This is a genomic window from Pseudomonas sp. B19(2017) (genome assembly GCF_002113165.1).
In the GTDB taxonomy this organism is placed as follows: Bacteria; Pseudomonadota; Gammaproteobacteria; order Pseudomonadales; family Pseudomonadaceae; genus Aquipseudomonas.
Genome location: NZ_NEJR01000003.1, coordinates 314,199 through 332,966, shown reverse-complemented (window position 1 = coordinate 332,966; position 18,768 = coordinate 314,199). Strand labels below are relative to the sequence as shown.

At 64.0% G+C, this 18,768-nt stretch carries 11 protein-coding genes; 7 read left to right on the top strand and 4 right to left on the bottom strand.

From position 1 onward, the window contains the following. Positions 1-6: 6 nt before the first annotated feature. Both CAF70_RS07260 and CAF70_RS07255 read right to left on the bottom strand, forming a co-directional pair. The gene (locus tag CAF70_RS07260) at positions 7-1,122 is read right to left on the bottom strand and encodes a glycosyltransferase 61 family protein (protein WP_085623179.1); all 1,116 of its coding nucleotides are present in this window, start codon (positions 1,120-1,122) and stop codon (positions 7-9) included. A 73-nt stretch (positions 1,123-1,195) separates the two neighbouring features. Continuing rightward, positions 1,196-2,350 carry a hypothetical protein gene (locus CAF70_RS07255; RefSeq protein ID WP_085623180.1) on the bottom strand — a complete coding sequence of 385 codons (1,155 nt, stop codon included), beginning with the start codon at positions 2,348-2,350 and terminating at the stop codon, positions 1,196-1,198. 338 nt (positions 2,351-2,688) lie between these two features. On the opposite strand from CAF70_RS07255, the gene CAF70_RS07250 reads away from it, so the two are divergent. From CAF70_RS07250 to CAF70_RS07235, 4 genes are all read left to right on the top strand, one after another. Then, positions 2,689-6,516: a leucine-rich repeat domain-containing protein gene (locus tag CAF70_RS07250; protein ID WP_085623181.1), complete on the top strand. Its 3,828-nt coding sequence runs from the start codon at positions 2,689-2,691 to the stop codon at positions 6,514-6,516. A 147-nt stretch (positions 6,517-6,663) separates the two neighbouring features. Then, positions 6,664-8,283, top strand: coding sequence for an NADP-dependent glyceraldehyde-3-phosphate dehydrogenase (locus CAF70_RS07245; protein WP_085623182.1), 1,620 nt, complete (start codon positions 6,664-6,666; stop codon positions 8,281-8,283). Positions 8,284-8,393: 110 nt separating this feature from the next. Beyond that, the gene (locus tag CAF70_RS07240; protein ID WP_085623183.1) at positions 8,394-8,867 is read left to right on the top strand and encodes a VOC family protein; all 474 of its coding nucleotides are present in this window, start codon (positions 8,394-8,396) and stop codon (positions 8,865-8,867) included. A gap of 56 nt (positions 8,868-8,923) precedes the next feature. Then, positions 8,924-10,105, top strand: a complete 1,182-nt coding sequence (locus CAF70_RS07235) for a hypothetical protein (protein ID WP_085623184.1) — start codon at positions 8,924-8,926, stop codon at positions 10,103-10,105. A 179-nt stretch (positions 10,106-10,284) separates the two neighbouring features. Here CAF70_RS07235 and ilvA read toward each other — a convergent pair whose 3' ends face one another. Together ilvA and CAF70_RS07225 are read right to left on the bottom strand one after the other, a co-directional pair. Further along, complete coding sequence (gene ilvA / locus CAF70_RS07230; RefSeq protein ID WP_085623185.1) at positions 10,285-11,844, bottom strand: threonine ammonia-lyase, biosynthetic; 1,560 nt, start codon at positions 11,842-11,844, stop codon at positions 10,285-10,287. A 181-nt stretch (positions 11,845-12,025) separates the two neighbouring features. Beyond that, positions 12,026-12,457, bottom strand: a complete 432-nt coding sequence (locus CAF70_RS07225; RefSeq protein WP_085623186.1) for a PACE efflux transporter — start codon at positions 12,455-12,457, stop codon at positions 12,026-12,028. 192 nt (positions 12,458-12,649) lie between these two features. Here CAF70_RS07225 and nrfB point away from each other — a divergent pair, with 192 nt between their 5' ends. The 3 genes from nrfB to CAF70_RS07210 are packed head-to-tail and all read left to right on the top strand — an operon-like array spanning position 12,650 to position 18,665. Continuing rightward, positions 12,650-14,824: a cyclic di-3',5'-guanylate-activated glycosyltransferase NrfB gene (gene nrfB / locus CAF70_RS07220; protein WP_085623187.1), complete on the top strand. Its 2,175-nt coding sequence runs from the start codon at positions 12,650-12,652 to the stop codon at positions 14,822-14,824. Next, the gene (locus CAF70_RS07215; RefSeq protein ID WP_085623188.1) at positions 14,821-17,826 is read left to right on the top strand and encodes a phage receptor; all 3,006 of its coding nucleotides are present in this window, start codon (positions 14,821-14,823) and stop codon (positions 17,824-17,826) included. Before nrfB ends, CAF70_RS07215 begins: the two co-directional genes overlap by 4 nt. Next, entirely contained in the window at positions 17,826-18,665 is an 840-nt protein-coding gene (locus CAF70_RS07210) for a DUF4434 family protein (RefSeq protein ID WP_085623189.1), read from the top strand. The genes CAF70_RS07215 and CAF70_RS07210 overlap by 1 nt, the downstream gene beginning before the upstream one ends. Positions 18,666-18,768: the final 103 nt, after the last annotated feature.

The window sequence follows — 18,768 nt, the reverse complement described above, 5'->3', positions numbered from 1 at the left end:
CGCTTATCACGGAAACAGGTCCAGCGTCCTCTCCACTTCGCCGACATCGATCGTGAAGCCGTCGCCGTCCGGTACCCCGACCACAAAGCCGAAATGCTGGTGGTCACGATCCGTCAGGTACTTGTAGTAGCTGACAAACCGATCGGGCGGCTGCAAGGTCAGCAGGCAACCACCGGCCTGCAGCACATTGACCCCATGAACCAGCTGGCTACCCTCCACTCCGATCACCACCCTCGCCCCGGCACAGGCCGCGACGATACTCGGCACATCGGTCTTCATCGGGTCGACGATGCGAAAGCCGCGGGTGGCGCGCAGGTGCTCGGCCAGCGCCAGTTCGTTGCGCAACAGGCGCAGTTCACCGGCGCCACCACGCAGCAGGAACACCCCTGGGTGTGGGGCCTGCAGCACGTGCGACAGCAACTTGTCGCCCATGGCCCGGTAGCGGGCATGCCGGCTGCGGTTGTTGGCCTGGTCATCGAACAGCACCAGTTCTCGGAAATACGCACTGCGCAAGCGCAGCGGGTTCATTTCAAGCCAGTCTTCGTAGGCCGGTGCCTGGGTAAACAGCGGGAACCTGGCCGAGGGCGCGGTGGTTACCGGTATGCCTTCGTTACAGGCCAGCGCATAGGTCGGACAATCCTCCATCAGCCAGGTGCCGAACCACGAATTGCCGTTTTGCGTGCAATAGATCGCCGCGCGGTCGATTTCGTGATCCACGATGATGCCCGGAAAAGGGCTTGGCTTCTGCGACAGCCAATGGCTGGCCTTGCCCTTGTACAATGCACCGTCTACCAGCCACACATCCTTGATCAGGTAGCCGCGGGTCGGCCCTTGCAGCGTACTGATGCCGCCCTCCATGGTGCGCCCAGGGTGCACATAGGGATAGAAACGCTTGCCTTCCCAACCCGTCACCCGCTCCAGTTGGCCTGGCAGGTAAATGGCCGGGGGCGAAACCGTGACTTCACCGGGGGCAATGTCCCAGCTCTTGGTCGCGATACTCTTGAGGTCGATGGTGCTGTTCCCGCACAGCCGTTTGCGGGCCATATAGCGGTAGGCGGCCAGAGTCCAGGTGTGCTGCCTGGCGACAAGCGATGCACTGAACTGCGAGATGTCGCTTCCCATGACGCGTCCTCCCTTGGTGGCAAGCGCAAAAGCCTGGCGCAACGCGCCAGATCAACGTCTTTCTGGCATCAACTCAGCGACACATGACTCTTTCCATGGTTGGCGGTGACTGGAGATTGGCGTAACGGCGCCGCAAGCTTTCCACGAACGGTTCGCCCGTACCATTGCCACCATAGAAGTAAATCTTGTGCAGGCCACCAAACACCATCTCCTGGTAGCGACTGGCAACTTCCTCGTCACTCGGGCCCTCGGGCAACCCCAGATGCAGGGTGAGTTTGCCGCCTTCGATCGCGAACATCGGCGTGTCCCACAGGAACTTTGCCGTGCCGGTGCTGGGTAAGCGGACAAACAGACAGGCATGGTTACCCAGCGAATCGATATCGCCACCGCGGCGGCGCTTCCATTTCAACAAACCATCATCGGGGCGCGCCAGGCAAAGACCGATGTCGTAATAATCGAAGCCCTGCTGTAGCGCCCACTCCATTGCCATGAAAGTGGTGATCGAGTTCACCTCGCGCAACTTGCGCGCATCGGTAAACACCGCCTCGCAATAGCCGAAACGCAACGTGCTCCAATAACGCTTGCCAGCGCGCACCACTTCACAGCCCAGGTGGCAGCCGATCACTTCATCGCCCAAGGTGATCAAGTCGAGCCTGCCGACGCCCTTGGCAATGCGAAACACTTCTGCAGTGGGAAACTGCGCGGCATGGATACCCTGCCTGGCGCTGGCATAGGGACGCAGCAGGTCGCGGTCGGCCATGGCGATCTCGTCGTCCGAGCTGGCCTGGCGCATCTGGTACAGCGGGCGATTCTTGCGGATGCTGCGCCGCAACTCGCTGTCGTAGCGTGCAGTGATGTCCTCCAGCGAGCGCCCGAGCGGAACCACGGCGCTCAGGTAATGCGGCACCGACAACGCCCCCGACGTCGGTATTTCGCTGACCACCACCACGTGGTCAGGCGCCATCGTCGCGCTTGCGCTGTCAATGACTGCAGCGTTTCCCTGGCCCTTGCCGCCAATCAGCAGCTTGGCCATCTCCCGTTGCTGCTTTCGGCCGATATAAACGAATTCGTACGGGCTTTCCTGCTGCAACCGAAACCTGGCAACTTCCCAGCGCCAGAAACAGGCACGCGCCATTGCTTCAAGTACCTTGCTGGCCAAGTGTCTCATTTCATAGCGTATTGAGGGCGAGATGAGTTTTCGCGCCACTGCCGTCAAGGTCGCGTTCATTTCTTCTTCGAGGTCCTTGGATGTGCACCAGGGTCTATCGCAAAATGACAACCATTCAGCAAAAAAAATGTATCTTGTTGATATTCAGGAAATAACCGGAAAGCCCCCTGTCAGTTAATAATTTAAGGTGCGCACAAACACTTTAGCAAGTGGCATTTTGATTGCATTTCATGAATACACCAGGACGCTTTGTAAAGTTTCATGGCGCCAAATTTCCTGCATGAACGCCTCGCCCGATACGCATTCGCTAACGCAATAACCTGTTCGCACTATCCTGCTACCACTTGGCTATAGAGAAATATCGTTTGATGCCTTCTTTGCATAAAAGGAGCATCGCGATGCCATTCGAAAATCCTCATCAATCGTTGCTCGAGGCGCAACTGCCGCACTGGGCACGCCAGGCAACGCCCAACCAGTGGGCCACGTTGAAGCAGACCCAGGTCGCTCCATGGCAGGGGCAGGCCTGGTTTGACAACGCAGCCCCCGACCTGCGCCAGGCAGTCCACGCCAGTCAGGCGCGGCTGACGCACGCGCAAGCAGCCTTGGCATGTTCACTCAAAGGCGTGAAACAGATCACGGAGTTCGCCGAACCCTTGCTGCAGGGACGCCTCGCTCAACACGGCTTTCACGCATCGCTGTGCAATACCCAGCTACTGCGGGTCGAACGCACCTGGCACTGGACCGTCCTGCGCTATCTCTACCGCCATCGCCGCGACAACTTGCTACAGGCCGCCCTGCAGAATTTTGCCGACGATGAGGCATTCACCCCCGAAAGTGCCATTGCCCTGAGCGCCAACATTCAGGTCACGCCGGTGCTGGTACACGGCTCCTTCCCTCTCGGCATGCAGGTACCCGTGGCGCGTGTTGCGCTTAAGTCCGAGCGTTATCAGGTGGAACGGCTGCCCCTCGCGCCTGCCGCTTTCGCCACATTGTGCCGTGACCTGGACCTGGGTAACGCTTACCAGGCACATCTGGAACACCACTTCGCCCGCCCCGCTACCCGGGCCTTGGCCATCAGGGTGCAAAAGGACCGCCTACGCCTGGCGGCCGACCTTGCCTACCTGCGGCACCTGCTTGACGGCAGCACGCGCGATCAGGTCGAACAGCTGTTGCAGGATGGCGCGGTGAGGTGCTGGCAACTGGCGCTGTTCGGCACCGTGTTGCACGAGGTCATGCTGATCGATGCTGGCAGCGCTGGGCTGGCGCTGTACTTGCCCGGCCATGACCCAGCCCTGCGCCAATGCAACAACCTGGATGCAGTACACGATACGCTGGCGACCTTGCTGCTGGAACCCGAGGCCCGTCAGGCCTTCACGGCCTATATCAGGCAGGACGAGCGCACGCACTTTCTCGATCTGCTGCAGCAGAACCTCGACGCCGCAGGCAACACAGCCTATGACCGCCCTTGGCAGCGTGCAGCACAAGCGGACCTGCGCCCCTCGCGCGAGGCCATCACGGCCGAGCCTTTCGCCCACTACCAGGATCTGCACCTGGTCCGCCTCAAGCACGAAGCCAGCCTGCTGGCGGTCCCGACAGCAATGGCCGATGCCAATGCGCGGGCCAGGCGCCTGGAGGAATGGGAAAGCCTTGGCCTGGATGCACTCAATATCGCCGCGTTCTTCATTCCGGGTGCAGGCCCCCTGATGCTGGCCGTCACTGCCTGCCAATTGCTCGGCGAAGCCTTCGAGGGCTACGAGGCCTGGCAGGAAGGCGATCGTCACCTGGCGCTGCGCCACCTGGAAGCGGTCGGCCTGAACCTGGCCATGATCGGTGGGCTCGCGGCAGCGGGCAAGGTGATACCCAAGCTGTTCAACAGCCCGTTGATGGAAAACCTGCAGCAAGTATGCGGCAACGACGGGCGCTACCGGCTCTGGAATGAAGACCTCACCCCTTACCGCAGTGCCGTGGCACTGCCGCCAACGCTACAGCCTAATGCACTTGGCCAGTACCTGTACCAGGGACGGCATTTCATCCGCATGGACGGTCATTTGTTCGAACAACGCTTCGACCATGAACTGCAGCAATGGCGGCTCATTCACCCCGAGAAGCCCGATGCCTGGCAACCACCGCTGGCGCACAATGCCGAGGGTGCCTGGCGTGGCCAGCATGAACAGCCAGGCCAGTGGCCGTTCGCCAAGCTGGTGCAACGCCTCGGCGAGGCATATGCCGCGTTCACGCCAACACAGCTGACGCAGGCCGGCCGCCTCTGTGGCATCGACGCCGCGCGCTTGCGCCGGGTGCACCTGGAAGGCCAGCCAACGCCGCCGCTGTTGCTCGATACCCTGCAGCGCATGGCAGCACAGGCCGAGGTAGAGGCGTTGGCCGACCAGGCCCCACCCGGTCTGTTCGAGCGGCTCTACAACGGCAGTGCACCCACCACTGCGTCAACGCAGAAGCTGCTCGATGCCTACCCGCGGCTTTCGCCGGCCCTGGCCAGGCGTTTGCTGGCACCGCTGGGCGAGGCCGAATCGTACGCCTGGCAACAGCACGGTCAGTTGCCTGCACGGGTTCGCCAGTCGCTGGAGCAGGTACACAGCGAGCTGCCCCTGGTGCGTGCGCTGGAAGGCGTGCTTCAGCCTGCCCGGGCCAGCAGCGACAGCGAACGCTTGCTGTTCAGCGCACTGGATGCCATGCCCGACTGGCCTGGGGACTTGCGCCTGGAGCTGCGCAGCGCCAGCCCCGAAGGCCCGCGGCTGGAGCAGGTCGGCAGCGACCAGGCCACCAGCCTGCGGCGGGTGATCAAATCGCTCGAAGGCTATGAGGTCGACCTGGGCGAGCGCCCTGTACCTGCGCTGCGCAATCCTGATCTCTGCCGGGCGATAGAGCAGGCTCTGTCACGCTCGCACCGCGATAGGCTGGGCATCGCGACGGCCGATGGCGGTTTGCTACGCCAGGGCGTACTGGATTGGGTCGACAAGCACAGGCAGACAGTGGCCCAGCGGCTCTGGGGGCACCAAACGCTGCGGCGCAAGCCCATGGCGGGCTTGCGCGGCGGCCGGCCGTTGGCCGCCGAACCGCCTCAGCCACGCCTGGCAGGCTCATTGGCCGGAGCCTATCGCCGCTTGTTCCCCGACGCTACCGATCAGGAGTTTGAAAACTGGCTCGGCCACGATGAGGACAACCCGTACGTGGACGACATCCGCTCACCCACGCAGCGGCTGCACGACCTGCGGCAGCGTCTGGATACGCTGCGCCGCGACCTGCAGGAATGGGCCAGGCCTGATCCGCAACGCCCTCACCAGCGACACCTGGCCATCCGCCCTATTCTCAACGCCTGGCGCCGGCTGTCGACCATAGCGCTCGAAGGGGGTGGCCGCTTCCACAGCCTGGATCTGTCCGGCCTGGAACTGGACAACCAGGCCCTGGCCAGCCTGGCCTTGCCAGACGACTTCAGCCATGTGCAGCACCTGTCACTCAGCTACAACCGTTCACTCAGCCAGTTGCCGGCCGAGTTCTGCAGGCGCTTCCCCAACCTCAATCGCCTGCTGCTGGCCAACTGTCGGTTCGACACCGTGCCACGCCTGAGTAGCCCCGAGCAGCTCGCCTGGCTGGATCTGGAAGGCAACCGCATCACCTGGAGCCCCCAGGCCCAGCAGGCCCTGGATCGCTGCTCCGGGCTTGTCGTGCTGGACCTTTCGGGCAACCCGCTGCTGCAGGCCCCCGACCTGCACGGACTGGGCTACCTGAAGACGCTGTTCCTGACCGACTGTGCGCTCAGCGAACTGCCGCAAGGCCTTGAGCGGGTGGTCGAGCCCATCATCCTCGACATTGGCGAGAACCAGCTGCTGCGGTTGCCAGACGGTTTCAACCTGCCACTGCCAGTCGCAAACGCCCTGCGACTGGAAAGCGAATGGCTGGGCGCACCTGTGCTTGAGCAGATCGAGGCCTACAACGCCGTGCACCAGGTGGACCTGCTGGTATGCGAAGGCGACTATCTGGAATTCTTCGACCAGACCGGCCCGGCCGAAATGGCCCTGTGGCAGCGATTACCACTGCAGTATCGACGCGACCTCAGGGCATTGCTCGATCTGGAACCGTTCCTGTCCCGCCCGCGGTATGCCCGCGCAGAGTTCTGGCGGCGCCTGGCCCTGATCGATGCAGACCCCGCCCTGCGCCAGCAATGGCTGACCCACCCACCTTACGACCTGTTCAACCTCCCGCTTTGACAGCCCCCGGGTGCCTGCCTGCGCAACAGGCAGGCATTTGCGGCCATGTTAAGCCAGACTGGTATTTTTCCGGCAGCCGGTGCATGCTCGCAGCTGAAGCGATTCACCTGGCTCGAAACCCGCCCAGCAATGTGAGGTGCAGTACCCATGGACCGTCTGCTCGATTCACTCTTCCCCAGCGCCGAGAACATCCCGGAAACATGGCGCCTGGAAGCCCCCCTGGAACAACGCGACTATCTGGTGAACGGCGAGCTCAGGCGCTGGGACGGCCCCCTGGCCACGGTACGCAGCCCGGTCTGGCTCAAGCAAGGCAACGATGAGCACCAGGTGGTACTGGGCAGCGCCCCGCTGCTCGATGCCGACACCGCGCTCACTGCCCTCGATGCCGCCGTGCAGGCCTACGACAAAGGCCGCGGTGCCTGGCCGAACATGCGCGTGGCCGAGCGCATCCAGCACGTCGAGGCTTTCCTGGCGCGCATGCGTGAGCAGCGCCAGGCCGTGGTCAAGCTGCTGATGTGGGAGATCGGCAAGAACCTCAAGGATTCGGAAAAGGAATTCGACCGCACCTGCGACTATATCGTCGACACCATCAATGCCCTCAAAGACCTCGACCGCCGCTCCAGCCGCTTCGAGCTGGAACAAGGCACGCTCGGCCAGATCCGCCGTGCACCGTTGGGTGTAGCCCTGTGCATGGGGCCCTACAACTACCCGCTGAACGAAACCTTCACCACGCTGATCCCGGCGCTGATCATGGGCAACACCGTGGTGTTCAAGCCGGCCAAGTTCGGCGTGCTGCTGATTCGGCCGTTGCTCGAAGCCTTCCGTGACAGCTTCCCGCCCGGGGTGATCAACGTCATCTATGGCCGCGGCCGGGAAACGGTGAGCGCGCTGATGGCCAGCGGCAAGATCGATGTGTTCGCCTTCATCGGCACGCACAAGGCCGCCAGCGACCTGAAGAAATTGCACCCGCGCCCGCACCGGTTGCGCGCGGCACTGGGGCTGGATGCAAAGAACCCGGGCATCGTGCTGCCTCAGGTGGACCTGGACAACGCCGTCGAAGAGGCAGTCACCGGGGCGCTGTCGTTCAATGGCCAGCGCTGCACGGCACTGAAAATCCTGTTCGTCCACGAGGACGTGGTCGATGCCTTTCTCGACAAGTTCCAGCGCAAGCTGGCCGCGCTCAAGCCTGGCATGCCCTGGGAGCCAGGCGTGGCGCTGACACCGTTGCCCGAACATGGCAAGGTCGACTACCTCGACGGCCTGGTCGCCGATGCCACCGCCAAGGGCGCACGCGTGCTCAACGAAGGCGGTGGGCACAGCCGTGGCTCGTTCTTCTATCCGGCCGTGCTGTACCCGGTGAAGAGCGACATGCGCGTCTACCACGAGGAGCAGTTCGGCCCGCTGGTGCCGGTGGTGCCCTACCGCGATCTGCAGACGGTGATCGACTATGTACTGGACTCCGACTACGGCCAGCAACTGAGCCTGTTCGGTAATGACCCGGCAACGATCGGCAGCCTGGTCGACATCTTTGCCAACCAGGTCGGGCGCATCAACATCAACGCACAATGCCAGCGCGGCCCCGACACCTACCCGTTCAACGGCCGCAAGAACAGCGCCGAAGGCACCCTGTCGGTACACGACGCCCTGCGTGTGTTCTCGATCCGCACCCTGGTCGCCACGCGCTTCCAGGAGACCAACAAGGAACTGATCAGCGAGATCATTCGCAACCGGCAGTCGAGCTTCCTGACCACCGACTACATCTTCTGACCACCGCGCTTATAGAGAATCGATCTAGCACCCTTGTCGATTTTCCGTCCGCGCAAACGACTCTAAGCAACAGGGCGCCAACCGGCGCCCACTTCCAAGGAGAGTCGAACATGGCAGCCAAACCCATTCCCGAAGGCCAGCACAGCATCACGCCCTACCTGGCCATCAACGACGCAGCCAAGGCCATCGAGTTCTACAAGAAGGCCTTCTCTGCCGTCGAGATGTTCCGCCTCGACGCCCCGGGCGGCCGCGTCGGCCATGCCGAGCTGAAAATCGGCGACTCCTCGCTGATGCTTGGCGACCCTTGCGATATGGAGGGCGGCCTCACCGCCAGCCAGAAGCTCAGCGGCGCAGGCGTAGGGTTGCATCTGTACGTCGAGGACTGCGACAAGGTCTATGCCCAGGCCCTGGCGGCCGGCGCCACCCAGCTGCGTGCGGTGACGGACCAGTTCTATGGCGACCGCAGCGGCACCCTGAAAGACCCGTTCGGCAACATCTGGTTCGTTTCCACCCACAAGGAGGACCTGACCCCGGACGAAATTCGCGCACGCGCGGCAAAGATGTTCGGTGGCACTGCGCAGTAAGTTGAAAGCGGCGCGACTTTGCTTGAAGCTTGGGGCTCGTAGCCGGGAGCTGCTTCATGCGAATCATCGACAAAACCGCCGCACAGGTCCGTAGCCTGACACCTGCAGAAGAGGAGCTGCTGGTTGGCTTCGCCACCGGCAGCCTCGTCGGCCCGCGCCTGCTGCAGGCCAACCAGTTGCTGATGAAGGTGCGCAACGCCAACCAGTGGCTGGCCTGCGACTGCCGCAACGATGCCTTGCCGGTGCTCAATGTCACCCTCAACGGCAGCACCGGTACGCTGTTTCTCAAGAACAATCCGGGCACCGCCGAACATGCGCCCGCCTGCCCGTTCATCAAGGACGAGCGGGAAGCGGCCGAGCGCGAGAACGACCCCGCGCCACCCGCTGCGTGGCTACCGCCCGACACACCGTTGCGCCTGATCGGCGACTTCCGCAGCGGCACCGCCAGTGGCGGCGGCGATGGCAGCGAGCGGCGCGACCAACAGCGCCTGCTGTCACTGTTGCTGACCTGGATCGAGACCAGCGGCCTGAACCTGTATGCCACGCACTTGAAAAAGGACCTGACCGGGCAGTTTGCCGAGTTGCGCAGCGTGGCCAGCCGCTATCCGCTGCTGGAACGGGTGCCCGCCAGCAACTACCTGGAAACCCGCCTGGACATGAAGCACATGATGATGCTCAAGTCCCGCCTGCGCGAAGCCACGGTGTTCGGCAGCCATCGCCGCCACGGCCTGCTGCTGGACTGCGTGGACCAGATCAAAGGGCGCAAGCTGTTCAGCAACCGCAGTGAAGACGGCTTCGACTTCCAGGGGCACCACCTGTACTGGGGCGGCAACCGCACCGCCGGGCCATTGCTGGCCTTGGCACTGTACTCGCCGACCAGCGCCGGCAGCCATTTCTACGAGCTGATCCATGTGGCCAGCGTTCCGGTGCTGTCCCGCGCCCACCTGTTCCCGGTGTATCGCGACGAAGAACGCGAACCGCTCAAGGCCCTGGTATCGCTGGTCGACTGGATGGCCGGCAAAGGCGTGAAAGTGCAGATGCGCCGCCCGGTGATTGGCGGCCAGGTGATGGATGAACTGGTAATGACCTCGGACCAGGACCGGGTGTTGTCGGTGTCGTTGCTGGAACAGCCAATCGGGCCCGAGCCGGATACCGAGAATTTCAAGCGCTACGCCGACTTCAAGAGCCTGGAAACCTTCCGCAAATTCGTTGCCGGCTTTTTCATGCGTGAGCGCTGAGCACCATTTACCGGCACACACAAAACCTTGTGGGAGCGGCTTTAGCCGCGAAGAAGCCAACGCGGTGCATGGCACCGGCTGCGCCGGTGTTCGCGGCTAAAGCCGCTCCCACAGGGTCCCTGCCAATTCAATGAGTTTGTGCAGTTCTACGAGAGCGGCCTGATCATGAAGTTTGCGTATCAACCCAGGAACAGCTTGTACGCCGGGTTGTCGGTCTCATCCCAGTACCGATACCCCATCTCGTCCAGCGCCAACGGCAACCCCGCCAGCTCATCCGCCGGCACCTCCAGCGCCGCGAATACTCGGGCCTCTGCCGCACCATGGTTGCGGTAATGGAACAAGCTGATATTCCAACGTTTGCCAAGCCGCTCCAGAAAACCCAGCAAGGCGCCGGGGCGCTCGGGGAATTCGAAGCGCAGCACCCGTTCGTCTGCCCCAGGCGCAGCATGGCCACCCACGGTATGGCGCACATGCAGCTTGGCAAGTTCGTTGTCGGTCAGGTCCAGCACGCTGTAGCCCTGGTCGCGCAAGCTGGCCAACAACTGCTCGCGTGGGTCGTGCAGCGGGTGTGTCTGCACCCCAACAAACAGCCGCGCCTCCTTGCCAGGGTAATAGCGGTAATTGAATTCGGTGATCTGCCGCTTGCCCAGGGCCTGGCAGAAGGCGCGGAAGCTGCCCGGTTGCTCCGGGATGGTGACCGCGATGATCGCCTCGCGCTGCTCACCCAGTTCGGCACGTTCGGCCACATGGCGCAAACGGTCGAAATTGACGTTGGCCCCGGAGTCGATGGCCACCAGGGTCTGCCCCTGCACGCCGTCGCGCGCCACGTACTTCTTGATCCCGGCCACGGCCAGGGCGCCGGACGGCTCGGTGATCGAGCGGGTGTCGTCATAGATGTCCTTGATCGCCGCGCACAGCTCGTCGCTGCTCACGGTCAGCACCTCGTCAACGAAGTGTCGGCACAGCTCGAAGCAATGGGCGCCGACCTGCGCCACCGCCACACCATCGGCGAAAGTGCCAACCTGCGGCAGGATCACCCGCTCACCGGCCACCATGGCAGCCTGCAGGCAGTTGGAGTCCTCTGGCTCGACACCGATCACCTTCACTTCAGGGCGCAGGTACTTCACATAGGCGGCAATGCCAGCAATCAGCCCACCGCCACCCACCGGCACGAAGATGGCGTCCAGCGCACCCGGGCGCTGGCGCAGGATCTCCATGGCCACGGTGCCCTGCCCGGCAATCACATCCGGGTCGTCGAACGGTGGCACGAAGGTAGCACCTTCGCTTTCGGCCAGTTTCAGCGCGTGGGCCAAGGCATGGGGGAAACTCTCGCCGTGCAGCACTACATGGCCACCGCGCGAACGTACTCCTTCCACTTTCAGCGACGGCGTGGTGGTAGGCATGACGATGGTGGCCCTGATGCCAAGGTGCGATGCTGCCAGGGCCACGCCCTGAGCATGGTTGCCCGCAGAGGCGGTGATCACCCCGCGCTCACGCTGCACGGTACTCAGGCGGGACAGCCGGGTGTAGGCACCGCGGATCTTGAACGAGAAGGTAGGTTGCAGGTCTTCCCGCTTGAGCAGCACCTGGTTGCCCAGGCTGGCAGACAACGCAGGCGCAGCTTGCAAAGGCGTTTCGATGGCCAGGTCGTATACCGGGGCGGCAAGAATGCGCCGCACCTGCTCCGACAGCAGTTGCTGGGGGGTGACGGTAGAACGAGGGCTGACGAAGCTGGTCATCGATGACTCCTTGGCTGTGTTCACGTTGCCCAGGAGTCAGAGAGAAGAAACCCGCCTCCAGGGCGGGTTCGGTGCACGTACGCGCTAGCCCGCCAAGCTGATAATGGCGGTAATAATAATGGCGTTGACGTACGGGAAGGTATTCATGGGGTAGCAACTTAGCCGGTAGTGCGGCACAAAGTCAACACTTCGCCTGCTGCGCCGAAAGCGGTACATCGAACACCTTGTCGAAGCCCCACTGGAACACAAACGCATAAACGAAAAAGAACACGAACAACGCGAGATTGGTCAGCAACGCCGCCCACAGACTGACATCCAGCCAGTACGCCACCAGCGGCAGCAGGATCAGCACCAGCCCCCCCTCGAAGCCCAGCGCGTGCAGCAGGCGCCGCAGGAAAGTGCGCTCACGCCTGTGCTGGCGCGCTTCCCAGCGCTCGAACACCCAGTTGTAGGCCATGTTCCAGCTCATCGCGATACCCGACATCAGCACCGACAGCGCGGTCGACTGGGCCATGCCGGCACCGAACGCCAGCTCCAGCGCCGGTGCCACGCAGGCGACGGCGATGGCTTCGTAAAGAATGGCCTGGACGATCTTGCGTGCCTTGCCTTGCATGTTCAGCTCCCTGGGTAAACGACCTGTAAAACTACAAGAAGTGGGTCACAAGAAAAAGCTCAAATTTGGACAACCCCGCGTTCGGCTGCTTGTATCTATCCAGTACAAACGGCGACAAGTCGTACAACTTCGTCCAGGGAATCGAACGAGGATATAGACGATGGCTTACCCCTTCCTGGCGGTGATCGCCACATGAGCCTGGCATTCATCGATTTTCTCACCTATGTGCTGTTCGGCCTGAAAATCCTGGCGATCGTCCTGGCCTCGCTGATGTTCCTGCTGGGCCTGGATGACCTGTTCATCGACCTGTGCTACTGGGGCCGCAAGCTGATCCGGCGCTTTCGCATCTACGACAAGTACGAAAAAGCCGACGAGAAACGCCTGTTCGAGGTACCGGAGAAACCCCTGGCCATCATGGTCCCGGCCTGGAACGAAGTGGGCGTGGTCGGCGAGATGGCGCGCCTGGCAGCCTCGACCATCGACTACGAAAACTACCAGATCTTCGTCGGCACCTACCCCAACGACCCACAAACCCAGGCCGACGTCGACGCGGTATGCCTGCATTACCCCAACGTGCACAAGGTGGTCTGCGCCCGCCCCGGCCCCACCAGCAAGGCCGACTGCCTGAACAACATCATCGACGCGCTGCTGCGCTTCCAGCAGGACGCCGGCATCCAGTTCGCCGGCTTCATCCTGCACGACGCCGAAGACGTGATCTCGCCCATGGAGCTGCGCCTGTTCAACTTCCTGCTGCCGAACAAGGACATGATCCAGATCCCGGTGTACCCCTATGCACCGGAATGGAAAGGCTTCACTGCCGGCCACTATGTCGACGAGTTCGCCGAGAATCACGGCAAGGACGTGATCGTGCGCGAGGCCCTGACCGGTCAGGTGCCCAGCGCCGGGGTCGGCACCTGCTTCAGCCGCCGCGCCATCAGCGCGCTGCTCGAGGACGGCGACGGCATCGCCTTCGACGTACAGAGCCTCACCGAAGACTACGATATCGGTTTCCGCCTGAAACAGAAGGGCATGAAGTGCATTTTCGCTCGCTACTCCATCACCGACCCGGCGTTGACCCTGAAGCAGGAATGGCGCCCGGGCATGAGCCGCGAATTCTCCCAGGTGATCTGCGTACGCGAGCATTTCCCGCGCGACTGGCAGCATGCCATCCGGCAGAAGTCGCGATGGATCGTGGGCATCGTGTTCCAGGGCACCAGCAACCTCGGCTGGAGCCGCAAGGGCGCGCTCAACTACTTCCTCTGGCGTGACCGCCGCGGTCTGTTCGCCTACCTGCTGAGTTTCCTGGTCAACCTGTTGCTGCTGGTGTTGCTGGCCATGTGGCTGGTCACGGTCATTGCCCCAGAGTCGTGGCGCTTCATGTCGATCCTCAGCGACAGCTGGTTGCTGGCCACCTTGCTGTGGCTGAACGGGCTGTTGCTGTTCAATCGCCTGTTCCAGCGCGCCTGGTTCGTCACCCGCTTCTATGGCATCGGCGAAGGGCTGCTGTCGGCACCGCGGATGATGTGGAGCAACTTCGTCAACTTCTTCGCCAACTTGCGTGCCCTGCGCCAGGTGATGGAAATGGGTGACTCGCGGCGCGTGGCCTGGGACAAGACCACTCACGAATTCCCCGCCATCGCCGCCCCCGCTCGCACACCGCTGGGCCAGCGCCTGGTGGCCAAGGGCCTTATCAGCGACGAGCAACTGCAACAGGCGATCACCAGCCCGGTACGCCGGCGCCTTGGCCGCGAGCTGCTGCTGCGCGGCTGGCTGAACAGCGAACAGCTGGTCGCCACCCTGGCCGAGCAACTGGACCTGCCATGGGCACCATTGAACCCGTTCAAGCTCGACCCGCAACTGATCGCCAAACTGCCGCGCAAGCTGGCGACGCACTACGGCGTACTGCCGGTGGCCGAAGATGGCGACACGCTGGTGCTGGCCAGCGAAAGCCCGGTCAGCCAGGTGTCGCTCGGGGTCATCAGTCGCCACCTGAAGCGCCCGGTCAGCGCCCGCCTGGCACCCCAGGGCCGGGTGACTCTGGGCCTGCGCTACCACTACCCAAGCCCTTGGCAGAAGCCGGAAACCCGCGACATGCTGGCCATCCTCGAACGCCACCAGGACGACGAAGCGCTGCTGGAAAGGGTCAGCCACCACCAGGTGATGCTCGGCGCCCTGCTGCAGGTGCGCGGCATGGTCCCGGTCACCCTGTTCAACCAGGCGCTGATCGACTTCGACCCGGAACACCAGAGCCTCGGGGAGCACCTGATCGCCCGCGGCATCATTACCGAGCAGGTGCTGCAGCAGGCTCTCATCGAACAGGCCAGCGAACAGCAGGCCGCCTTTGACCTGATCCGGGAGGTGGCATGAAGCCGCGCTTTTCCCTCACCTTCACTGGTCTGTTGCTGTGCTCCGCCGCCCTGCCCGCCGCCGCGGCGGCACCGATGACCGAGTTCCAGCGGTTCACCAGCTACCCGTTCATGGAACGCAGCTACCGCGAGGCGAAGAAAGACAACTGGGCCGAGGTCGAACGGCTGACCCGCCACGTACTGGGCCGGGTACCGAACAACGACGAAGCCCGTGCGCTGCTGGTGGAGGCCCTGGCCCACCAGCGCCGCTACAAGGAAGCAGAAGCACTGGCCGAACAACTGGGCGGCAGCACCGAGTACGCCGACGCCCTGCTTGAACTGCGCCTGACCTGGATCGAACAGGACCCGCCACCGGCAAGCCAGGTGGAACAGTGGCTGGCCAGCAGCGACGGTACCCACCGGGTGCGCCTGTGGCAGGCCTACAGCCTGAGCCTGGCCAAGTTCGGCGGCGCCGCAAAGGCGCTGGACTGGCTCAACCAGCTACCGCTACAGGGGGATGGCCAGGTCCTGCGCCTGGCCCGGGCCAATTTCGCCGAACAGCTGCGCGACTGGAAGGAAACCATCGACCAGCTGCAGCCGCTGGCCAACCAAGGCCGGTTGCCTGCCCAAGATTGGCAGCGTCTGGCCAATGCTTATATCCAGCAGGTGGATGAACAAGGGTTGAACGCGCTGCTGCCTAGCGCCCCTTCTCCCGAAGCAGCCAACCAGGCCCGCCTGGCCATGGCCAATCGCGCCATCGCCGTCGGCCACAACCAACAGGCCCAGCGATGGCTGCAAGCACTGCCGGATGAGCAATTGAACCAGCCCGAGCAGCGCCAGCAACTGTGGGAGCTGGCCCGCGAAGGCGACGACGCGCCGCTGGTACAGCGCCTGAGCAACGAGTTGCAACGCCCCTGCCTGGAAACCGTCGACTGGCTGTCACGCCGCGACCCGCAGCTGGCGCGCAAACAGTTCAAGGGCTGCGCCGCCAGCACCGACCCCAAGGCCTACGCCGTGCTCAGGCAACGCCTGTACGGCGACCCACCGCAGCCCCCGCAGCCACGTACCGCCGCCGAGTGGGAGCAACGCTACCGGCAGAGCGGCGACCAGGCCGCACTGGAGCAAGCCACCTTCCTGCTGATGCAGCAGGGCCATGGCGAACACGCCCGGCAACTGCTGGAGCAGGCCTACGACCGCCACCAAGGCCGCCTTGCACCGTCGCTGCTGCAGCGCCTGGGCAACCTGTATGCGCGTAATGACAGGCCGCTGGACAACCGCCGCATGCTCAGCCTGATCCCTCGGGTCGACACCAATACCCGGGCCCAGCTGCTCGGCCGCCTGGCCGAGGCTGACCAGTGCGATGCCGTGCGCCAGGCCGTACCGGCCCCCCCGAGCGAGCCTGGCCAGTACCGCGCCCTGGGCCGTTGCGCCATGCCCGACCAGCCAGGCGAAGCGGTGGTCTACTACCAGGCCGCCGAGCGCCTGGGCGACAGCGGCAACCGCCTGCCCCTGGCTTACGCCCTCGAGGCAGCCGGGGATTCCGAGGCTGCCCTGCCCATCTGGCGCAACTTGCCCGACAGTGCCTGGACCGACAACGCCCGCCTCACCGCCGCCCGTGGCGCGCTGAACGCTGGCGACGCGCAAGCAGCCCGTCGCTATTGGGACGCCGCCGCACACGATAGTGCCGACGACTGGGCCCTGGGTGCTGCCATCGCCCAGCGCCAAGGCGATTACCAGGCCGCGCTTGGCTTCCAACGCCAGGCCCTGGCACATGACCCGCGGGCCGACCACTACTACGCCGCCTCCAGCACCGCACTAATGGCCGGGGACAGCGCCCAGAGCAGCGCCTGGCTGGCTGAAGCCGTGCGCCTGGCACCCGACCAGCCGCGCTACCGCGCCGACTACGGCATGCGCCTGGCCGGGTCGACGGAAAAGGCCCAGCGCCGCCAGTCGATCCCTTACCTTGAACGCGCCACCCACGACTTCCCCGAGGACTACCGCCTTGGCGAAACCCTGGCCTTGCGCTACGACGAAGCCGAAGACAGCGCTGCGGCACGCCGCGAACTGCGCCGCATCCTCGATGTGGAGCAGGACCTGGTCGACGGCGACGACGAATACGGCAGCCTGGAAGCCCGCAAATACCGCCAGCGCCGCGCCCACGAAAGCCTGTCGCGGCGCGACACCATCACCTTGGCCAGCACCTGGTCGCCAGCCGGCACCTCGACCAACGACAAGTTCCTCGACGATGGCCAGCGCAGCGGCACTGCGCGCCGCGCACAATCGCAGAACGTGCAACTGGCCATGTGGGACCACGCCCTGGGCGAAGAGCCCAGCCGCAACGGCAGCACCCTGTCGGTGTATGGCCGCGTGCTGTTCGGTGGGCAAAGCCGCACCGACTACGCGCAAAGCATGGGTACCGGCGTCGGCCTGCGCTACAAGCCACTCGGCCAGGCCAACCTCAACCTGTATGCCGAGCTGTACCACCAGCGGCAGATCGACGAAGAGCACTACCGCGGGCTGAGCCTGGGCCAGCTGTTGAGCCCGGCCAAGGTCGGCGGCAACTGGGGCGACCTGCGTCACCACGCCGAATCGAGTAACGACCTGCTGTTGCGTGCCACTGCCTCGTTCCTCGACCAGGGCGACTGGCGCAACGACTGGCGCGTCGATGAAGACGACTGGAACGAGCGCTTCCTCTACCTTGACGCCGCCTGGTGGACACGTGCCGGCGACCACGCCTGGCTGTCGCGCTACCAGCAGGGCCACGCCTGGAAGCTGCCGGGCAGCTCGCCGCAAACCATCATGCCTTACGGCTTTGTCGAGTTTTCCAGCCAGGACCCGAGCAACGACTGGCGCCAGGATGCCCGGGCCGGGGTTGGCGTGCGCTGGCAATGGTGGTTCGATGACGACCGCTACAACGCCTACCGCGGTTCGCTGAAAGTGCGTGCCGAGTACCAGCAATCGCTGGGAGGCAATCTATACGAGCGCGCCAACGGCGTGCTGGTCGGTGCGGAGATGACCTTCTGATGCGTACGTTCCTGGCCCTCTGCCTGCTTGCCCTGTGCCTGCCGGCCAGCGCCGACCAGCGCCTGTTCTATCAACCCCTGAACCGCGACGCCAATGTCACCCCCGCGCAGTGGCAGCAACTGTGGCACGCCACCGTGGCCCAGGGCGGCAAGACCCTGATCGTGCAGTGGAGCGCCTATGGTGACAGCGATTTCGGCGGCGCCCAGGGCTGGCTGGCCGCCAGCCTGCGCAGCGCACGTGCCCAGGGCCTGCAACTGGTGCTGGGGCTGTACATGGACCCGGCCTATTACCAGCGCCTCGACGAACTGGACGGTGAAGGCCTGAACAGTTATTGGAAGGCGCAGCTGGGGCGCTCGCTCGGCCAGTACCGGCAACTGCGCAAGACGTGGCAGTTGCCGGTGGACGGCTGGTACCTGCCCCTGGAGCTGGACGACCATCATTTTCGCGAGGCCGCCCGCCGTGATGCGCTGCACAGCCAACTGCAGGCCTTCAATCGGCAACTTGACAAGCCTTTGCACATCAGTGCCTTCAGCGCCGGCAAGCTCTCACCGCGGGTCAATGCCGCATGGCTGGATCAACTGGCCGGGCTGGGCTTGACTGTGTGGTGGCAGGATGGCGCCGGGACCGGGCGCTTGCCCGCGTTGGTGCGCCAGGGTTACGAACAGGCCTTGCCGTGCCGGGTGGGCGTGGTGCGCGAGGCGTTTCGCCAGGTAAGCAAGCCAGGGCAGGTGTTTCGGGCTGAGCCTGCCGAGCCCAGGCAGGGCGCCGGGTGCCATGCCGAAGCGGTTTTTGACCTGCGTTACCGGCCATGGGCCCGGGGTGTTCTGCCCAGCAATTGAGTCTCCAGTACCGGCCTCTTCGCGGGCACGCCCGCTCCCACAGGGACCGCACAGGGTTCCGGTGCAGTGGGGACCTGTGGGAGCGGGCGTGCCCGCGAAGAGG